General features: G+C 70.9%; 13 protein-coding genes, 1 tRNA gene and 1 pseudogene. 8 read left to right on the plus strand and 7 right to left on the minus strand.

What is annotated here, in order from left to right; genetic code table 11:
* Positions 1-45 precede the first annotated feature (45 nt).
* A tRNA-Trp gene (locus OHT76_RS36160) sits at positions 46-121 on the plus strand.
* Positions 122-156: 35 nt separating this feature from the next.
* On the opposite strand, the gene OHT76_RS36165 is transcribed toward OHT76_RS36160, so the two are convergent.
* The 6 genes from OHT76_RS36165 to OHT76_RS36190 form a co-directional block, all read right to left on the minus strand.
* Entirely contained in the window at positions 157-999 is an 843-nt protein-coding gene (locus OHT76_RS36165; RefSeq protein ID WP_328875076.1) for a hypothetical protein, read from the minus strand.
* A gap of 55 nt (positions 1,000-1,054) precedes the next feature.
* Positions 1,055-2,032 (minus strand): acyl-ACP desaturase, encoded by a 978-nt coding sequence (locus OHT76_RS36170; protein ID WP_328875077.1) that lies wholly within the window; start codon positions 2,030-2,032, stop codon positions 1,055-1,057.
* Positions 2,033-2,261: 229 nt separating this feature from the next.
* The gene (ddaH, locus tag OHT76_RS36175; RefSeq protein WP_328875078.1) at positions 2,262-3,038 is read right to left on the minus strand and encodes a dimethylargininase; all 777 of its coding nucleotides are present in this window, start codon (positions 3,036-3,038) and stop codon (positions 2,262-2,264) included.
* A gap of 91 nt (positions 3,039-3,129) precedes the next feature.
* Entirely contained in the window at positions 3,130-5,388 is a 2,259-nt protein-coding gene (locus OHT76_RS36180) for an excinuclease ABC subunit UvrA (protein ID WP_328875079.1), read from the minus strand.
* A gap of 10 nt (positions 5,389-5,398) precedes the next feature.
* Entirely contained in the window at positions 5,399-7,021 is a 1,623-nt protein-coding gene (locus OHT76_RS36185; protein ID WP_328875080.1) for an ABC-F family ATP-binding cassette domain-containing protein, read from the minus strand.
* Positions 7,022-7,332: 311 nt separating this feature from the next.
* Positions 7,333-7,749, minus strand: a complete 417-nt coding sequence (locus OHT76_RS36190) for an SsgA family sporulation/cell division regulator (RefSeq protein ID WP_328875081.1) — start codon at positions 7,747-7,749, stop codon at positions 7,333-7,335.
* A 216-nt stretch (positions 7,750-7,965) separates the two neighbouring features.
* Here OHT76_RS36190 and OHT76_RS36195 point away from each other — a divergent pair, with 216 nt between their 5' ends.
* The 4 genes and pseudogenes from OHT76_RS36195 (at position 7,966) to mmpA (ending at position 10,814) form a co-directional block, all read left to right on the plus strand.
* The gene (locus OHT76_RS36195) at positions 7,966-9,057 is read left to right on the plus strand and encodes a WD40/YVTN/BNR-like repeat-containing protein (RefSeq protein WP_328875082.1); all 1,092 of its coding nucleotides are present in this window, start codon (positions 7,966-7,968) and stop codon (positions 9,055-9,057) included.
* Between the two features lie 49 nt (positions 9,058-9,106).
* Positions 9,107-9,436 carry a plasmid stabilization protein gene (locus tag OHT76_RS36200; protein WP_328875083.1) on the plus strand — a complete coding sequence of 110 codons (330 nt, stop codon included), beginning with the start codon at positions 9,107-9,109 and terminating at the stop codon, positions 9,434-9,436.
* 28 nt (positions 9,437-9,464) lie between these two features.
* A pseudogene (locus OHT76_RS36205) lies at positions 9,465-10,148 on the plus strand (endonuclease V); the annotation flags it as partial.
* A gap of 519 nt (positions 10,149-10,667) precedes the next feature.
* Positions 10,668-10,814, plus strand: coding sequence for a morphogenic membrane protein MmpA (gene mmpA / locus OHT76_RS36210; protein WP_443049943.1), 147 nt, complete (start codon positions 10,668-10,670; stop codon positions 10,812-10,814).
* 4 nt (positions 10,815-10,818) lie between these two features.
* Here the strand turns inward: mmpA and OHT76_RS36215 are convergent, their stop codons facing one another.
* Complete coding sequence (locus tag OHT76_RS36215) at positions 10,819-11,997, minus strand: saccharopine dehydrogenase family protein (protein WP_328875085.1); 1,179 nt, start codon at positions 11,995-11,997, stop codon at positions 10,819-10,821.
* A 92-nt stretch (positions 11,998-12,089) separates the two neighbouring features.
* On the opposite strand from OHT76_RS36215, the gene OHT76_RS36220 reads away from it, so the two are divergent.
* From OHT76_RS36220 to OHT76_RS36230, 3 genes are all read left to right on the plus strand, one after another.
* Positions 12,090-12,470, plus strand: a complete 381-nt coding sequence (locus OHT76_RS36220) for an MmcQ/YjbR family DNA-binding protein (RefSeq protein WP_328875086.1) — start codon at positions 12,090-12,092, stop codon at positions 12,468-12,470.
* A gap of 115 nt (positions 12,471-12,585) precedes the next feature.
* Positions 12,586-13,716, plus strand: coding sequence for a CaiB/BaiF CoA transferase family protein (locus OHT76_RS36225; protein WP_328875087.1), 1,131 nt, complete (start codon positions 12,586-12,588; stop codon positions 13,714-13,716).
* Positions 13,713-14,855: an acyl-CoA dehydrogenase family protein gene (locus tag OHT76_RS36230; RefSeq protein ID WP_328875088.1), complete on the plus strand. Its 1,143-nt coding sequence runs from the start codon at positions 13,713-13,715 to the stop codon at positions 14,853-14,855. The genes OHT76_RS36225 and OHT76_RS36230 overlap by 4 nt, the downstream gene beginning before the upstream one ends.
* Positions 14,856-14,858: the final 3 nt, after the last annotated feature.

Here is a 14,858-nt window from a genome sequence, read left to right on the forward strand (position 1 = left end):
AGGGCCCACTGACAACGGGCCATGGCATTACGATCTGCCCCAAGGGCGGGGTCGTAGCGCAGAGGCAGGCGCACCGGTCTCCAAAACCAGAACACGCCGGTTCGAATCCGGCCGCCCCGCCCCCCTTCGGCCGCCCCGCACTCTTCTCAGCGCCGGTCAGGCGATGGCACCCGCGGTGACGACCAGCTCGGGCGCGGTCCCGTGGAACGTCTCCATCAGCTGCGCCAGCACCGCCCACGCCTCCTCACGGTCGCCCAAGTGCTCCCGGACGAGCGGTCGCAGCGCGTCCTCGGCCTCCGGCACCCGCCGGGGGAAGAGCACCTGCCCCATCGCCAGCACCTCAAGCACGCTGACGGCGGGGTCGTACGACAGCGCGAAGTCGGCCGGTCCCTCCAGCACGCCGGCCTGCCGCACCCGGTGCGTGAACTTGGCGTGCGAGCCGAACCCGGCGCGCACGGAGGGCGGGCAGTCAGGGCGCACGGACAGCGCCCAGCGCGTGTAGCCGGGCAGCGGAGCCTCGCCGTCCGCCTCGGCGACCGTGGTCCAGTCGGCGCGGGTGAGGACCATGGACGCGGCGGCGCGGCCCTCGCTCATCGAGGTGACCGCGCGCAGACAGCCGACGAGGCCATGGCGGACGTAACTCTTCGGGACCTCGGGCTCCTGGCCGACGAGCAGGGGGTCGACCCGGACCGGTTCGGTGCGGCCGGGACCGAACGGGATGCCGCGGACGACGGCGCGGCGCAGACCGGCGTCCGTCTCCAGGTGGCGCCACACCACGGCGTTGAGCGTCGGGTCGTCGTTCTCCAGGATCCAGAGTGCGAGGGAGACCGGCAGCAGCAGCCGCGACCACGTCCACGCGCGCTGGAGCCGCCGTACGGACGCTTCGGGGGCCTCGGGCCCGGGCAGGCCGGTGCGGGCCCGGACCCGGGCGGCGGTCTCCTCGTCGACCAGGCCGAGCAGAAACCCGACCGCCTGCTGCGACCTGCTGTTCTCACCCATGGCTTGCATGATGCCGCAGGCCCGCGATCTTCCCCAGGGAAATACCGGGAGGGCGTCAGCCCGCCGCGCGTGCCGCCATGCGGGCCTTGCGTGCGGCCAGCTTCTCGTCGAACTTCAGGGCCTCGGCGTCCAGGCCGCCCATGAACAGGCCGAGTTCCTCCTGGGCCTTGAGGCCCTCGGGGCCGAGCCCGTCGATCTCCAGGACCCTCAGGTGGCGCAGCACCGGCTGGAGCACGTCGTCGTGGTGGATACGCATGTTGTAGACCTCGCCGATCGCCATCTGCGCGGCGAACCGCTCGAAGCCGGGCATGCCGTGGCCGGGCATCCGGAAGTTGACGATCACGTCCCGGACCGCCTGCATGGTCAGGTCGGGCGCGAGTTCGAAGGCGGCCTTCAGCAGGTTCCGGTAGAAGACCATGTGCAGGTTCTCGTCGGTCGCGATGCGGGCCAGCATGCGGTCGCAGACCGGGTCGCCCGACTGGTGGCCGGTGTTGCGGTGCGAGACGCGGGTGGCCAGCTCCTGGAAGGCGACGTAGGCCACCGAGTGCAGCATCGAGTGCCGGTTGTCCGACTCGAAGCCCTCGCTCATGTGGGCCATACGGAAGGCTTCCAGCTTGTCCGGGTCCACCGCGCGGGAGGCGAGGAGGTAGTCGCGCATCACGATGCCGTGGCGGCCCTCCTCGGCGGTCCAGCGGTGCACCCAGGTGCCCCAGGCGCCGTCCCGGCCGAAGAGCGAGGCGATCTCGTGGTGGTAGCTGGGGAGGTTGTCCTCGGTCAGCAGGTTCACGACGAGCGCGATCCGGCCGATCTCGGTGACCTTGGACTGCTCCTTGTCCCAGGCCTCGCCGTCCTCGAAGAAGCCGGGGAAGTTACGGCCGTCGGACCACGGCACGTACTCGTGCGGCATCCAGTCCTTGGCGACCTTCAGATGACGGTTCAGCTCCGTCTCGACCACTTCCTCCAGCGCGTAGAGCAGCCGGGCGTCGGTCCAGGCGGAGGACGGGCTACCGAGGTGCGGGGAAGTGATCGTCACGGGAACTCCAGGGGGACGTAACACGAGCGGAAGCGGACCGGCGAGCGGTCAGTGGAACCTACGGAATCGTAGGCTACGAATCCGTAGGTTACGTAGCCGTAGGTTAAGAGCGGTGTAAAGACTGCTGATCAGACCGGGTTCGGACCGGGTTCCCAAGGACGTTCAGGGCATGCCAAACAGCCCCGGGAATTGCAGGTCCCGGGGCTGGGGGGAGTGGCTCGTTCACTCGTCAGGCATACAACTCGCGCATCCGCACCGAGAGACATGTCACACATCCTTCGAGCTTCTCGAACTCGCTGATGTCGACCACGACCGGCTCATGGCCGAGGTCGGCCAGTAGCTCCGCCGTCTTCGGCGCGCTCGCGGAGATCAGCAGCTTGTGGCCGCCGAGCAGCACCACATGGCCGCCGGCCTCCTCGGGCACCGACAGGAAACGCGGGAAGAGCGCCGGCCGGTCGACCTTGGGGATATGTCCGATCACCGTGCCGTCGGGCAGCGCCGTGACCGCGGACTTCAGATGCAGCACCTTGCTCACCGGTACGGCGACCACCCGCGCCCCGAGCGGTTCGAAGGCGGCCCGCACCTGCTGGACGCCGGCCGCGTTGGTGCGCCCGCCGCGGCCCACGTAGATCGTGTCGCCGACCTTCAGCACATCGCCGCCGTCCAGGGTGCCGGGCTCCCAGATCCAGTTCACCGAGCAGCCGAGTGAGGCGACGGCCTCCTCGACGCCGATGGTCTCGGCGCGGCGGGCCTGGGCGCCGGGGCGGGTGATCAGCGCGACGTTCTTGTACATGACGACCGTGTCCTCGACGAACACCGAGTCCGGGCAGTCGTCGGCCGGATCCACCTCGACCGTCTCCCAGCCGTGCGCGCGCAGGGCCTCGACGTACGCCTCCCACTGCTCCGTCGCACGGTCGACGTCGACCTTCTCCCGCTCGATATGCGTCACCAGCCCCTCGGCGAGACGCGGGCTGGGGCGGCGGACGAGGGCCTTCTTGCTGGGCACGAGGTTCTCCGAATCGGCGGCAGTTCCGGCGCCCATCATCCGGCACCGGTCCGCCATCATGCAGGCCGGGTCGACCCCGGCAAAACCCTCGTCACCAGGCTGTGGCCCTCCTGAGATGCTCCGCGGTGAAGGAGTCCGGGACGTCGAGGAGCTGCCGCGGAGTACCGGTGAAGATCACGTCCCCACCGTCGCGTCCGCCGTCCGGACCGAGGTCGACGATCCAGTCGGCGTGCGCCACGACGTCCAGGTGGTGCTCGACGACCACGACCGTGTTGCCCGCATCGACGAGCCGGTCCAGCAGGGCGAGCAGCGCGTCGACATCGGACAGGTGCAGGCCGGTCGTCGGCTCGTCCAGGACGTACAGCGCCCCTTTGAGGTGCAGCCGGGTCGCCAGCTTGATGCGCTGACGTTCGCCGCCGGAGAGCGTGGACAGCGGTTGGCCGAGGGTGAGGTAGGTGAGGCCGACATCGCGAAGGGCGAGCAGCCTTCGCCGTACGCCTGTGTCGGTGAAGAAGTCGAGCGCCTGCCCCGCCGTCATCTCCAGGACGTCCGCGATGGAGCGGCCGTCGACGGTCAGCCGCAGCACCTCGTCCTTGAAGCGTCGCCCCTCGCAGTCGTGGCAGGTCGTGGTCACCGGGTCCATGAAGGCAAGGTCGGTGTAAATGATGCCGCGGCCCTCACAAGTGCCGCATGCGCCCGAGGAGTTGAAACTGAACAGCCCCGCCTCCGCGCCCGTCTCCCGGGCGAAGATCTTCCGGACGCTGTCCATGATCCCCAGATAGGTCGCGGGAGTTGACCGCGCCGAGATCCCGATCGACGACTGGTCCACGACCACCGCGTCCGGGTGCGCCCCGGTCAACTCCGCGACCAGCGTGCTCTTCCCCGACCCGGCCACCCCCGTCACCACGGTCAGCACCCCGGTCGGGAACTCCACCGTGACATCCCGCAGATTGTGCCGGTCCGCACCTTTCACCCACAGCCCGCCCGTCGCCTCCCGCACGGCCTCCTTCACGGTGGTACGACGGCCCAGACAGCGCCCGGTCAGCGTCCCGGAGGCGGCGAGACCGTCCGGCGTGCCCTCGAACACCACCCGTCCGCCTTCTGCGCCGGCCCGCGGACCCATGTCGACCACATGGTCCGCGAGCGCGATGACATCCCGGTCGTGCTCGACGACAAGCACGGTGTTCCCCTTGTCCCGCAGCCGCAGCAGCAGATCACCGAGCCGCCCGACGTCCCGCGGGTGCAGTCCGACGCTGGGCTCGTCGAAGATGTACGTCATCCCGGTCAGGCTGGAGCCGAGGTGCCGCACCGTCTTCAGCCGCTGCCCCTCGCCGCCGGAGAGCGTGGTGGTCTCCCGGTCCAGGCTGAGATAGCCGAGCCCGATCGCGTCGATCCGCTCCAGCGCCGCCGCCGCGGCCCCGGCGATCGGCCGGGCCACCGGGTCGTCGATCTCCTTCAGTACGGCGATCAGGTCGGTGACCTGCATGTGCGTGCAGTCGGCGATGGTCCGGCCGTTGATCCGGGTGGCGAGGGCCGCCGCGTTGAGACGGGCGCCGTGGCAGGACGGGCAGACGCCGTCCACCATGAAGTCCCGTACCAGATCACGGGTCTTCTGGCTCATCGCCGACAAGTCCCGCTTCAGATACAGCCGTTCGAAACGGTCGGCGAGCCCCTCGTACTCCGTGGTCCAGGTGCCGCCCGAGCCTTTGACGGTGACCTTGCTGCCGGGCTTGCCGTGCATCAGGAACTCCCGCTCGGCGGCGGTGAATCGGCGTACCGGCTTGTGCGGGTCCAGGTCGTCGGAGTTGGTGTACGCCTGCCCCTGCCAGGTGCCCGCGGCGAACGGCGGGAAGCGGACCGCGCCGTCGGCCAGCGACCGCTCCTCGTCCAGGATGCGGCCCCAGTCCGGCCGTACCGCCCGCCCGAGACCGTCGCACTCCGGGCACATGCCCGAGGGGTCGTTGAAGGAGTACGCGGTCGCGGGACCGGCGCTCGGGGTGCCGTGCCGGGAGAACAGCACCCGGATCACCGAGTAGACGTCCGTCATCGTGCCGACCGTGGAGCGCGAGTGGCCGCCGATCGGGCGCTGGTCCACGACGATCGCGGGGGAGAGGTCCTCCAGCGTCTCCGCGTGCGGCCGCTCGTACTTGGGCAGCCGGTTGCGCACGAACCAGGTGAAGGTCTCGTTCAGTTGCCGTTGCGACTCGACCGCGATCGTGTCGAAGACGACCGAGGACTTCCCCGATCCCGAAACGCCGGTGAACACGGTCAGCCGGCCTTTCGGGATGCGGAGCGTGACGTCCTTGAGGTTGTTCTCCCTGGCTCCGGTGATGGTGATGAACTCGCTCATGCCCTCGAAGCTAGGCGGGATACCCGACAGCCTCTGGCGTGATTTCCTTCAGTTCTCCGTCGAGCAGCAGCCAGCGGGTGATGCCGATCGACTCCAGGAACGGCAGGTCGTGGCTGGCCACGATCAGTGCCCCCTCGTACGACTCCAGGGCCGTGGTGAGCTGTCGTACGCTCGCCATGTCGAGGTTGTTCGTCGGTTCGTCCAGCATCAGCAGCTGCGGCGCGGGCTCGGCCAGCATCAGCGCGGCCAGCGCCGCCCGGAAGCGTTCGCCGCCGGAAAGCGTCGCCGCCTTCTGGTCGGCGCGGGCGCCCCGGAACAGGAAGCGGGCGAGCCGCGCCCGGACCCGGTTGTTGGTGGCGCCCGGCGCGAACCGGGCCACGTTCTCGGCGACGGTCCGCTCGTCGTCGAGCACATCGAGCCGCTGCGGCAGGAAGCGCATCGGCACATGCGTCCGCGCCTCGCCCGAGACCGGCTGCAGCTCCCCGGCGATCGTGCGCAGCAGCGTGGTCTTGCCCGCGCCGTTGCGCCCGATCAGCGCGATCCGCTCAGGACCGCGCAGATCGAAACCACCGGCCACACGCGCGCCGTAGGCGAGCTCCAGATCCAGGAGCGTGAGGACCTCGCGGCCCGGCGGTACGGCCGTGTGCGGCAGATCGACGCGGATCACGTCGTCGTCCCGTACGGCCTCCACCGCCTCGTCCAGCCGCTCCTTGGCCTCGACGAGCTTCTCCTCGTGCATGATCCGGTGCTTGCCCGCGGACTCCTGCGCCGCCCGCTTGCGCGCCCCCATGACGATCTTCGGCTCGCGTTTTTGGTCCCACATCTTCTGGCCGTACCGCTTGCGGCGGGCCAACTTGACCTGGGCGTCGACCAGTTCGCGTTTCTGCTTCTTGAGATCGGCCTCGGCGACCCGCACCATGCGCTCGGCCGCCTCCTGTTCCACGGCGAGCGCCTCCTCGTACGCCGAGTAGTTGCCGCCGTACCAGGTGATCTCCCCGGAGCGCAGATCGGCGATCTGGTCGACGAGGTCGAGGAGTTCACGGTCGTGGCTGACCACGACCAGGACGCCCGGCCAGGAGGAGACCGCGTTGTACAGCCGCCGACGCGCGTACAGGTCGAGATTGTTGGTCGGCTCGTCCAGGAGCAGGACGTCCGGCCTTCGCAGCAGCAGCGCGGCGAGCCGCAGCAGCACCGATTCACCGCCCGACACCTCGCCGACGGTGCGGTCCAACTGGATGTGTCCGAGGCCGAGTTCGCCGAGGGTGGCGAGGGCTCGCTCTTCCACGTCCCAGTCGTCGCCGACGGTCTCGAAGTGCTCCTCGGCCACGTCGCCGGCCTCGATGGCGTGCAGGGCGGCCCGCTGGGCGGCGATGCCGAGCGCCTCGTCGACGCGCAGCGCGGTGTCGAGCGTGACGTTCTGCGGGAGCCAGCCGACCTCGCCGGTGACGCGGACGGCGCCGTCGGCGGGGGTGAGTTCACCGGCGATGAGCTTCAACAGGGTTGATTTTCCCGACCCGTTCACCCCGACGAGCCCGGTGCGGCCGGGGCCGAAGGCGGTGTCGAGGCCCTCGAAGACGGGGGTGCCGTCGGGCCAGGTGAAGGAAAGGGACGTGCAGGTGATGGAACTTGACATGCGGGCCTCCGCGGTTGCTCGAAGCGATCAAGGGCAAACGCGTATCGAGACACCTGCGACCCGCGGGGAGGCCTCGGCGGGGCATGAGAAAAGCCCTGTACCGGAGGACGGCTCGAACACCGAGGTCGCACGCGGCAGCCACACCTCAGGGGTGTGACAGCGGTGTCTCAGGACCTCAGACGAGCAACGTCCTTCTCCAATCGACGGCAACAGGACCGATATACACCGTAGGAGGGGCCCGGGAGGCTGTCAACGGAATTAAAACGGCGGCCGTCGGGATTAAGTGGCCCGCCGTCGGGGGCCGCCTTCCGCTAGCAGGCGTCCCGCATCAGTTCGGCCAGGTCGTGGTCCAGGTCGAGCTGGAGGTGCTCCAGGCCGACCGGCACCAGTTCGCCGGTGGCGTCCAGGAAGCGGCGGATCTCGCTGCTGCGGACATGGACGACGGCCGTGCCTTCGGGGGCGTGGAACTCCAGGACCGTGCGGTCGTAGCCGTAGGGCCGGACGCGGACGTCGCCGTGGCCGACGCTCTCCCGCTGGCCCTCGGTGAGGAGTTCGCGGCTGAAGGTCCAGCAGACCTCCACGCCCTCCAGGGTGGCCGGGGCCGGGAAGGTCATGCGGACGGCGAACGGGTCGCGCCGGTCGTAGTGCAGCGTGGCGGGAATGCTCGGCATCCGCGGCGCGGCGGCGACGAGACGGGCCTCTACGGGCTGCTCGATGACGTAGGACAACGCCTTGCTCCCTTGCGACGGCTGGACGTGGCTCCGGGCGGATGAGGCCGGGCACTGTAAGAGACGACGGAATCGACGAATCCGTGCACACGGAGGGCGAGTGACCTCGGTCACCGCCTTTCATGCACGGGAGTGACGTGGTTGGCCTCCTGGTCTTGTTCAGGCCGTATGAGGCGGTCTGGACGGCGCTGTGGGGGTGGGCTAGCTTCGCCCGCCATGAGGGCCTTGGGGAACACGCGACGGTGGGGACGCACGTTTCGTACGACGGCCGCGGGGGTGGTGTGCGCGGCGGCGCTGGCCGCGCTGACGGCCGTACCCGCGCAGGCGCACGAGCCCGCGCACTGGGAACCGAAGGACACCGGCAGCCCGACGGTACGGTTCCGCGGGCTCGCGGCCGTCGACCGGGACACCGCCTGGTTGGCCGGGAGCGCCGGCACGGTCCTGCGGACGACGGACGGCGGGGCGAGCTGGCGGAACGTCTCTCCGCCGGGCGCCGGGGAGCTCCAGTTCCGGGACGTCGAGGCGTTCGACGCGCGTCGGGCCGTCGTGCTCGCCATCGGCGAGGGCGAGGCGTCCCGGGTGTACCGCACCGAGGACGGCGGAGCGACCTGGACCGAGGCCTTCCGCAACACCGATCCGCGCGCCTTCTACGACTGCATGGCCTTCTTCGACCGCCGCCACGGCCTCGCGATGAGCGACCCGGTGGACGGCAGGTTCCGCATCCTGTCGACCGCCGACGGCGGCCGCTCCTGGACGGTTCTGCCCAGCGAGGGGATGCCCGCAGCGCTGGACGGCGAGGCCGGGTTCGCGGCCAGTGGCCAGTGCCTGGTGACTGCCGGGCCGAAGGACGTCTGGCTGGCCACCGGCGGCGCCGCACGCGCGCGTGTGCTGCACTCCGCCGACCGCGGACGGACCTGGACGGCCGCCGACACCCCGATCCCGGCCGGCGACCCCGCCCGGGGCGTGTTCGCCCTTGCCTTCCGCGACCGGGCCCACGGCCTCGCCGTCGGCGGCGACTACCGCCCGGACCAGACCTCCCCGAGCGCGGCGGCCCGCAGCACGGACGGCGGCGCGGGATGGCGGCCGGCCACTACCCCGGTGCCGGCCTACCGCTCCGGCGTCGCCTGGCTCCCGCACAGCCGCACCGCCGCCCTCGCGGTCGGCCCCACCGGCACGGACCTGACGACCGACGGCGGCCGCAACTGGCGGACCGTCGACACCGGCTCGTACGACACCGTCGACTGCACCGCCGACGGGGCCTGCTGGGCCGCGGGCGAGAAGGGGCGCGTGGCACGCCTCGCGAGGTGATCCCGGAATGTGGGTACTCGGCCGCTGACCGTGAGAGGAGTGAGCGCACATGCCACGCGGTTCGAGCCCCAAGCGGGAGCGGCAGTACGAGCACATCAAGGAGAGCGCGCAGGAGCGCGGCGAGAGCACCGAGCGGGCCAAGGAGATCGCCTCGCGCACGGTGAACAAGGAACGCGCCCGCTCCGGCGAGTCCAAGACGGCCAGCCGCACCTCGACCGAGGACATGTCGTCCGGCAAGCGGGGCGGCCAGCGGTCCGGCCAGGGCTCCCAGGGCCCTACGTACGACCAGCTCTACGAGGAGGCCAAGCGCCGTAACATCCAGGGCCGTTCGGACATGAACAAGAGCCAGCTCAAGCGTGCCCTGGGTGGGAAGAGCTGACACCGGGGCCCGTACGCTCGTCCGCATCATGACGACCGTACGCATCCCCGCGGGCTGGCCCGCCACCGAGGAAGACGCCCGCGCCGTCCAGGACGAGCTACGCGCACGCGTGGTGCTCGACGAGCCGGGCCCACCGCCCGGCACCGGGCATGTCACCGGCGTCGACGTGGCCTACGACGACGAGCTGGACGTCGTGGCGGCAGCGGCAGTCGTCCTGGACGCGGCCACGCTGGAGGTGGTCGCGGAGGCGACGGCCGTCGGCCGGATCTCCTTCCCGTACGTGCCGGGCCTGCTCGCCTTCCGGGAGATCCCCACGGTCCTGGCCGCCCTGGACGCCCTGCCGTGCCCGCCGGGCCTTGTGGTCTGCGACGGCTACGGCCTCGCCCACCCCCGCCGCTTCGGCCTCGCCAGCCACCTCGGCGTCCTCACCGGGCTGCCCACCATCGGCGTCGCCAAGAACCCCTTCACCTTCTCCTACGACGAGCCGGACGCAGCGCGAGGAGCCTCGTCCCCGCTGGTCTCCGGCACCGAGGAGGTAGGCCGCGCCCTGCGCACCCGGGACGCCGTCAAGCCGGTCTTCGTATCGGTCGGCCACCGCATCACCCTCAACAACGCCTGCACCCACACCCTCGCCCTCACCCCGACCTACCGCCTCCCGGAGACGACACGCAGAGCGGACGCGCTGTGCAGGCGGGCGCTGCGCGAGGCGACGGCTCCGAACGAACGACTCGCCGCACAAGCGCGGGCGGACAAGCGCCGGTCATGGGGGCGCACCCTCTTCGAGGCCCAGCGCAACCCGGTGGCCTGGGCGGGCCGTGTGCTCGAAGCGGCCGTCGCGGAGGGGGACCGGACACCGGAACTCGATGCCGTGCTGGCCATGGCGGCCGACCGGGACGAGTGGAGCCGTGGCAGCGAGCTCTTCGGACGGGTACGGGGCGCCGGAATCGACGCCGAGAACCAGCTGGTGTTCCGGCTCGCGGAGCTGGTGGGCAAGCTCGCCCACAACGCGGCAGGTCCTCCGCCGTACTTCGACTATCACGCGGGCTGGGAGATCGGTCCGCTCGCCTGCCGGCTCGCGGCCGCGTCGGAAGATCCCGCTCTCCGGGACCGCCTCGAAGCCGCGCTGGGGGACTGGCCCCCGTCCGAGTCAGTCTGAGTACGTCGTCTGAGTACCCGTACGGATGTCCGCGCCCGGTTCGCTCGACAGGCTGGGCGCATGACGTCCCACCGTATGACCTCCCAACGCTCCCCGAAGCCCCTTGCCGACCCCAACCGCCCCGTCGAGCGGGCCGTGACGGCCGCGCTCGTCCTTGCCGTGCTTGCGGGGCTGGCCTGGATCTGCGGGATGATCTACACCGTGGCTCAGTGGCCGCTGTAGGGACCTACCGGCTCGCGGCTACCCGGAACACGATCCCCGCGCGCTGGAGCCGTTCCGTCAGCGCGTCGCCCATGGCCACGGCTGTGGTGATCTGCCCGGCCGTGGGCGGCAGTTCGTCGAAGGCCAGGCAGAGCGCCGACTCGGCGAGCATCTTCGCCGTCTCGTCATAGCCGGGGTCGCCGCCCGAGACCTCGGTGAAGACCCGGCGGCCACCGCCCTGTCCGACGAAACGCACCGAGAACCAGCTCTTCGCCCGCTTCTCCGGGCTCGGGCCGTCCCCGGGCCTGAGCCGGTCCGACAGCCACCGGCGGGCGGGCGGCAGTTGGGCGGCGGCGGCGAGGCCGCCCACGCCCACCACACCGGCCACCGCGACGGGCAGATGCCGTACGGCCGCGTAGTGCCGATACCGGAAGTCGGGACCGTAGCGCTCCAGGGCCTTCGCCGAGCGGCGCACGATCTGCGGGTCGATGGTCGGCAGCGGCAGGGCCCAGGCGCCGACCTCCCCGGCGTACCGGGGCGCGCCGGTCAGGGCGAGGGCCCGGCGGCCGACAAGGCGCGGCTCGTGCCGGTGACGGTCCCGCGCGGCGGCGATCATCTGGCGTCCGCGCGCAAACTGGCCCAGCGCCGAGGCGAACGTCCCGCCCGAGAACATGGCGTTGGCGGTCACGAACCCGTCCACCGACAACGGCACGCCCTCCGGCAACTGCCGGACCGTGAAGTACACGCCCAGATCGTGCGGCACGGAGTCGAACCCTGCCGCGTGGACGATCCGGGCGCCGGTCTCACGCGCGCGTGCGTCATGGCGGACGTACATCAGGTCCACGAACTCCGGCTCACCGCTGAGGTCGAGATAGTCCGTGCCGCTGTCCGCGCAGGCGGCGACGAGCTCCTCGCCGTACTTCACATAGGGGCCCACCGTCGTGGCCACCACGCGCGCGTGCCGGGCGAGTTCCCACAGCGAGGCGGGGTCCGCGACGTCCGCGCGCAGGACGCCGACCCGCTCGCCGCCGGGCAGCCGTTCGCGCAGCCGCTCCAGCTTCGTCTCGTCGCGGCCCGCGATCGCCCAGCGCAGCCCGTCGGGCGCATGCGCCGCGAGGTACTCCGCGGTGAGCGCCCCGGCGAAGCCGGTGGCTCCGAAGAGCACGATGTCGTAGGGACGGTCCGTCTTGCTCAGCCTGCTCATGACACCTCTCGGTCCCGCACCACGCGCCGTTGTCGGTGGCCGAGGCTAGCGTGAGGAGTGCGGAGCCCGACGACGAGCCCTGGAGGCAGCGGATGGCCGTGGACCGGAACGCCCTGAAGAAGTGGGAGAAAGTACGCCAGTTCGCCCTGGGCATGCCCGGCGCGACCGAGGAGTTCCCCTGGGGCGAGACCGTCGCGAAGGTCAACAAGAAGGTGTTCGTCTTCCTCGGCGTCGACGACGGCAGCTATCCGCTGGGCCTCACCGTGAAGCTCAAGGACGAGGCGGCCCACGCCCACGCGCTGACCTGCCCCGGCGCCGAACCGGCCGGCTACGGCCTCGGCAAGTCCGGCTGGGTGAGCATCCCGCTGGAGCAGAAGGGCGCCCCGACGGCCGAGCTGCTGTGCGACTGGGTGGAGGAGAGCTACCGCACCATCGCGCCGAAGCGGCTCATAGCGGAACTGGACGGCGGCTGAGCGGGCGCCGAAACTTTCACTAAGCGCTTGCTCGCCCAGGTCTTGTGCTCACTGGAACAAGTTCCTAACATCCTTGGTGTTACATCAGTAGTGTCACACCAACCCTGGGGACCGGATGGCAAAGACGCCAGGAGACGGCCCGCTCACCGGCGTGCGCGTCGTGGAGCTGGCCGGTATCGGGCCCGGCCCGTTCGCCGCGATGCTCCTCGCCGACCTCGGCGCCGATGTCGTCCGCGTGGACCGGCCCGGGGGCCCCGGACTCGCGATCGATCCCGCGTACGACGTCACCAACCGCAACAAGCGCTCGGTGATCGTCGACCTGAAGGCCCCCGAAGGCCCCGCGCGCGTGCTCGACCTCGCCGCCCGCGCCGACATCCTGATCGAGGGCTACCGCCCCGGCGTCGCCGAACGCCTCGGCGTGGGCCCCGAGGACTGCCGGGCCCGCAACCCACGGCTCGTCTACGGCCGGATGACCGGCTGGGGCCAGGACGGCCCCCTCGCTCAGCGCGCCGGCCACGACATCGCATACATCGCGCTCACCGGCACCCTCGGCATGATCGGCGCCCCCGACGAACCCCCGCCCGCCCCGGCGAACCTCCTCGGCGACTACGCGGGCGGCTCCCTCTATCTCGTCGTCGGCGTCCTCGCCGCCCTGCACCACGCGCGCGCGACCGGCGCCGGCCAGGTCGTGGACGCCGCGATCGTGGACGGCACCGCCCATCTCGCTGCGATGATCCACGGCATGCTCGCCGCCGGCGGCTGGCAGGACCGCCGCGCCGCCAACCTCCTCGACGGCGGCTGCCCGTACTACGGCACGTACGAGACCGCCGACGGCAAGTACATGGCGGTCGGCGCCCTGGAGCCGCAGTTCTACGCCGAGTTCGTGCGCCTGCTCGGCATCGAGGACCAGGCGCCGGCACGCAAGGACTGGACGCGCTGGGGCGAGCTGCGCGAGGCGGTCGCCGCCCGCTTCAAGAGCCGTACCAGAGACGAGTGGACGACCGTTTTCGAGGGCTCCGACGCCTGCGTGGCGCCCGTCCTCTCGCTGACCGAGGCCCCGCACGATCCGCATCTGGCCGCCCGTGGCACCTTCACCGACCACGGCGGCATCACCCAGCCCGCCCCCGCGCCCCGCTTCTCCGCTACCCCCACCGCCGTCCGCTCAGGGCCCGCGCAGCCCGGCGCCGACACCGCGGACGTGGCGCGCGACTGGGACGTACCCGACCTGATGAAGGGCCTCGAATGAAGCGGCGGATCTTCTCCGACGAGCACGACGCGTTCCGCGAGACCGTGCGCAGCTTCCTCGCCAAAGAGGTGCTGCCGTTCTACGAGCAGTGGGAGAAGGACGGCATCGCCTCCCGCGACGCCTGGCGCGCGGCCGGAAAGCAGGGTCTGCTCGGCCTCGCCGTGCCCGAGGAGTACGGGGGCGGCGGCACCGCCGACTTCCGCTACAGCGCCGTACTCGCCGAGGAGTTCACGCGCGCGGGCGCTCCCGGGCTCGCGCTCGGCCTGCACAACGACATCATCGGCCCGTATCTGACCGGCCTCGCCACCGAGGAGCAGAGGCGCCGCTGGCTGCCCGGCTTCTGCGACGGCTCGCTGATCACGGCCATCGCCATGACCGAACCCGGCGCCGGATCCGACCTCCAGGGCATCCGGACGCACGCCGAGGACCGCGGCGACCACTGGCTGCTCAACGGCTCGAAGACGTTCATCTCCAACGGCATCCTTGCCGACCTGGTGATCGTGGTGGCGAAGACGACTCCGGAGGGCGGTGCGCACGGATTGTCCCTGCTGGTCGTCGAACGCGGCATGGAGGGCTTCGAGCGCGGCCGCAACCTCGACAAGATCGGCCAGAAGGCGCAGGACACGGCCGAGTTGTTCTTCCATGACGTGCGCGTGCCCAAGGAGAACCTCCTCGGCGAGCTCAACGGCGCGTTCGTGCACCTGATGACGAACCTCGCCCAGGAGCGCCTGAGCATCGCCGTCTCCGCGATCGCCGCCGCCGAACACCTGCTGGAGATCACCACGGAGTACGTCAAGGAGCGCGAGGCCTTCGGCCGGCCCCTGGCGACCAAGCAGCACATCCGGTTCGAGATCGCGGAGATGGCCACCGAGTGCGCCGTCACCCGCACCTTCCTCGACCGCTGTATCGAGGACCACTCGGCCGCGGAGCTCGACGCTGTGCACGCCTCCATGGCGAAGTGGTGGGCGACCGAACTCCAGAAGCGGGTCGCCGACCGCTGTCTGCAACTGCACGGCGGCTACGGCTATATGAGCGAATACCCCGTCGCCCGGGCCTTCACCGACGGACGCATCCAGACCATCTACGGCGGGACGACCGAGATCATGAAGGAGATCATCGGCCGTTCCCTGCTGGGCTGACCC

It is taken from the genome of Streptomyces sp. NBC_00287 (assembly GCF_036173105.1).
Classification (GTDB): Bacteria; Actinomycetota; Actinomycetes; order Streptomycetales; family Streptomycetaceae; genus Streptomyces.

What these genes read in the sequence shown, in the direction of transcription:
- OHT76_RS36200 (WP_328875083.1), top strand. Translation starts at nt 9,107, where the DNA reads ATGCCACGCGGTTCGAGCCCCAAGCGGGAGCGGCAGTACGAGCACATC.
- OHT76_RS36180 (WP_328875079.1), bottom strand. Translation starts at nt 5,388, where the DNA reads ATGAGCGAGTTCATCACCATCACCGGAGCCAGGGAGAACAACCTCAAG.
- OHT76_RS36215 (WP_328875085.1), bottom strand. Translation starts at nt 11,997, where the DNA reads ATGAGCAGGCTGAGCAAGACGGACCGTCCCTACGACATCGTGCTCTTC.
- OHT76_RS36185 (WP_328875080.1), bottom strand. Translation starts at nt 7,021, where the DNA reads ATGTCAAGTTCCATCACCTGCACGTCCCTTTCCTTCACCTGGCCCGAC.
- OHT76_RS36230 (WP_328875088.1), top strand. Translation starts at nt 13,713, where the DNA reads ATGAAGCGGCGGATCTTCTCCGACGAGCACGACGCGTTCCGCGAGACC.
- OHT76_RS36225 (WP_328875087.1), top strand. Translation starts at nt 12,586, where the DNA reads ATGGCAAAGACGCCAGGAGACGGCCCGCTCACCGGCGTGCGCGTCGTG.
- OHT76_RS36195 (WP_328875082.1), top strand. Translation starts at nt 7,966, where the DNA reads ATGAGGGCCTTGGGGAACACGCGACGGTGGGGACGCACGTTTCGTACG.
- OHT76_RS36220 (WP_328875086.1), top strand. Translation starts at nt 12,090, where the DNA reads ATGGCCGTGGACCGGAACGCCCTGAAGAAGTGGGAGAAAGTACGCCAG.
- OHT76_RS36165 (WP_328875076.1), bottom strand. Translation starts at nt 999, where the DNA reads ATGGGTGAGAACAGCAGGTCGCAGCAGGCGGTCGGGTTTCTGCTCGGC.
- mmpA (WP_443049943.1), top strand. Translation starts at nt 10,668, where the DNA reads ATGACCTCCCAACGCTCCCCGAAGCCCCTTGCCGACCCCAACCGCCCC.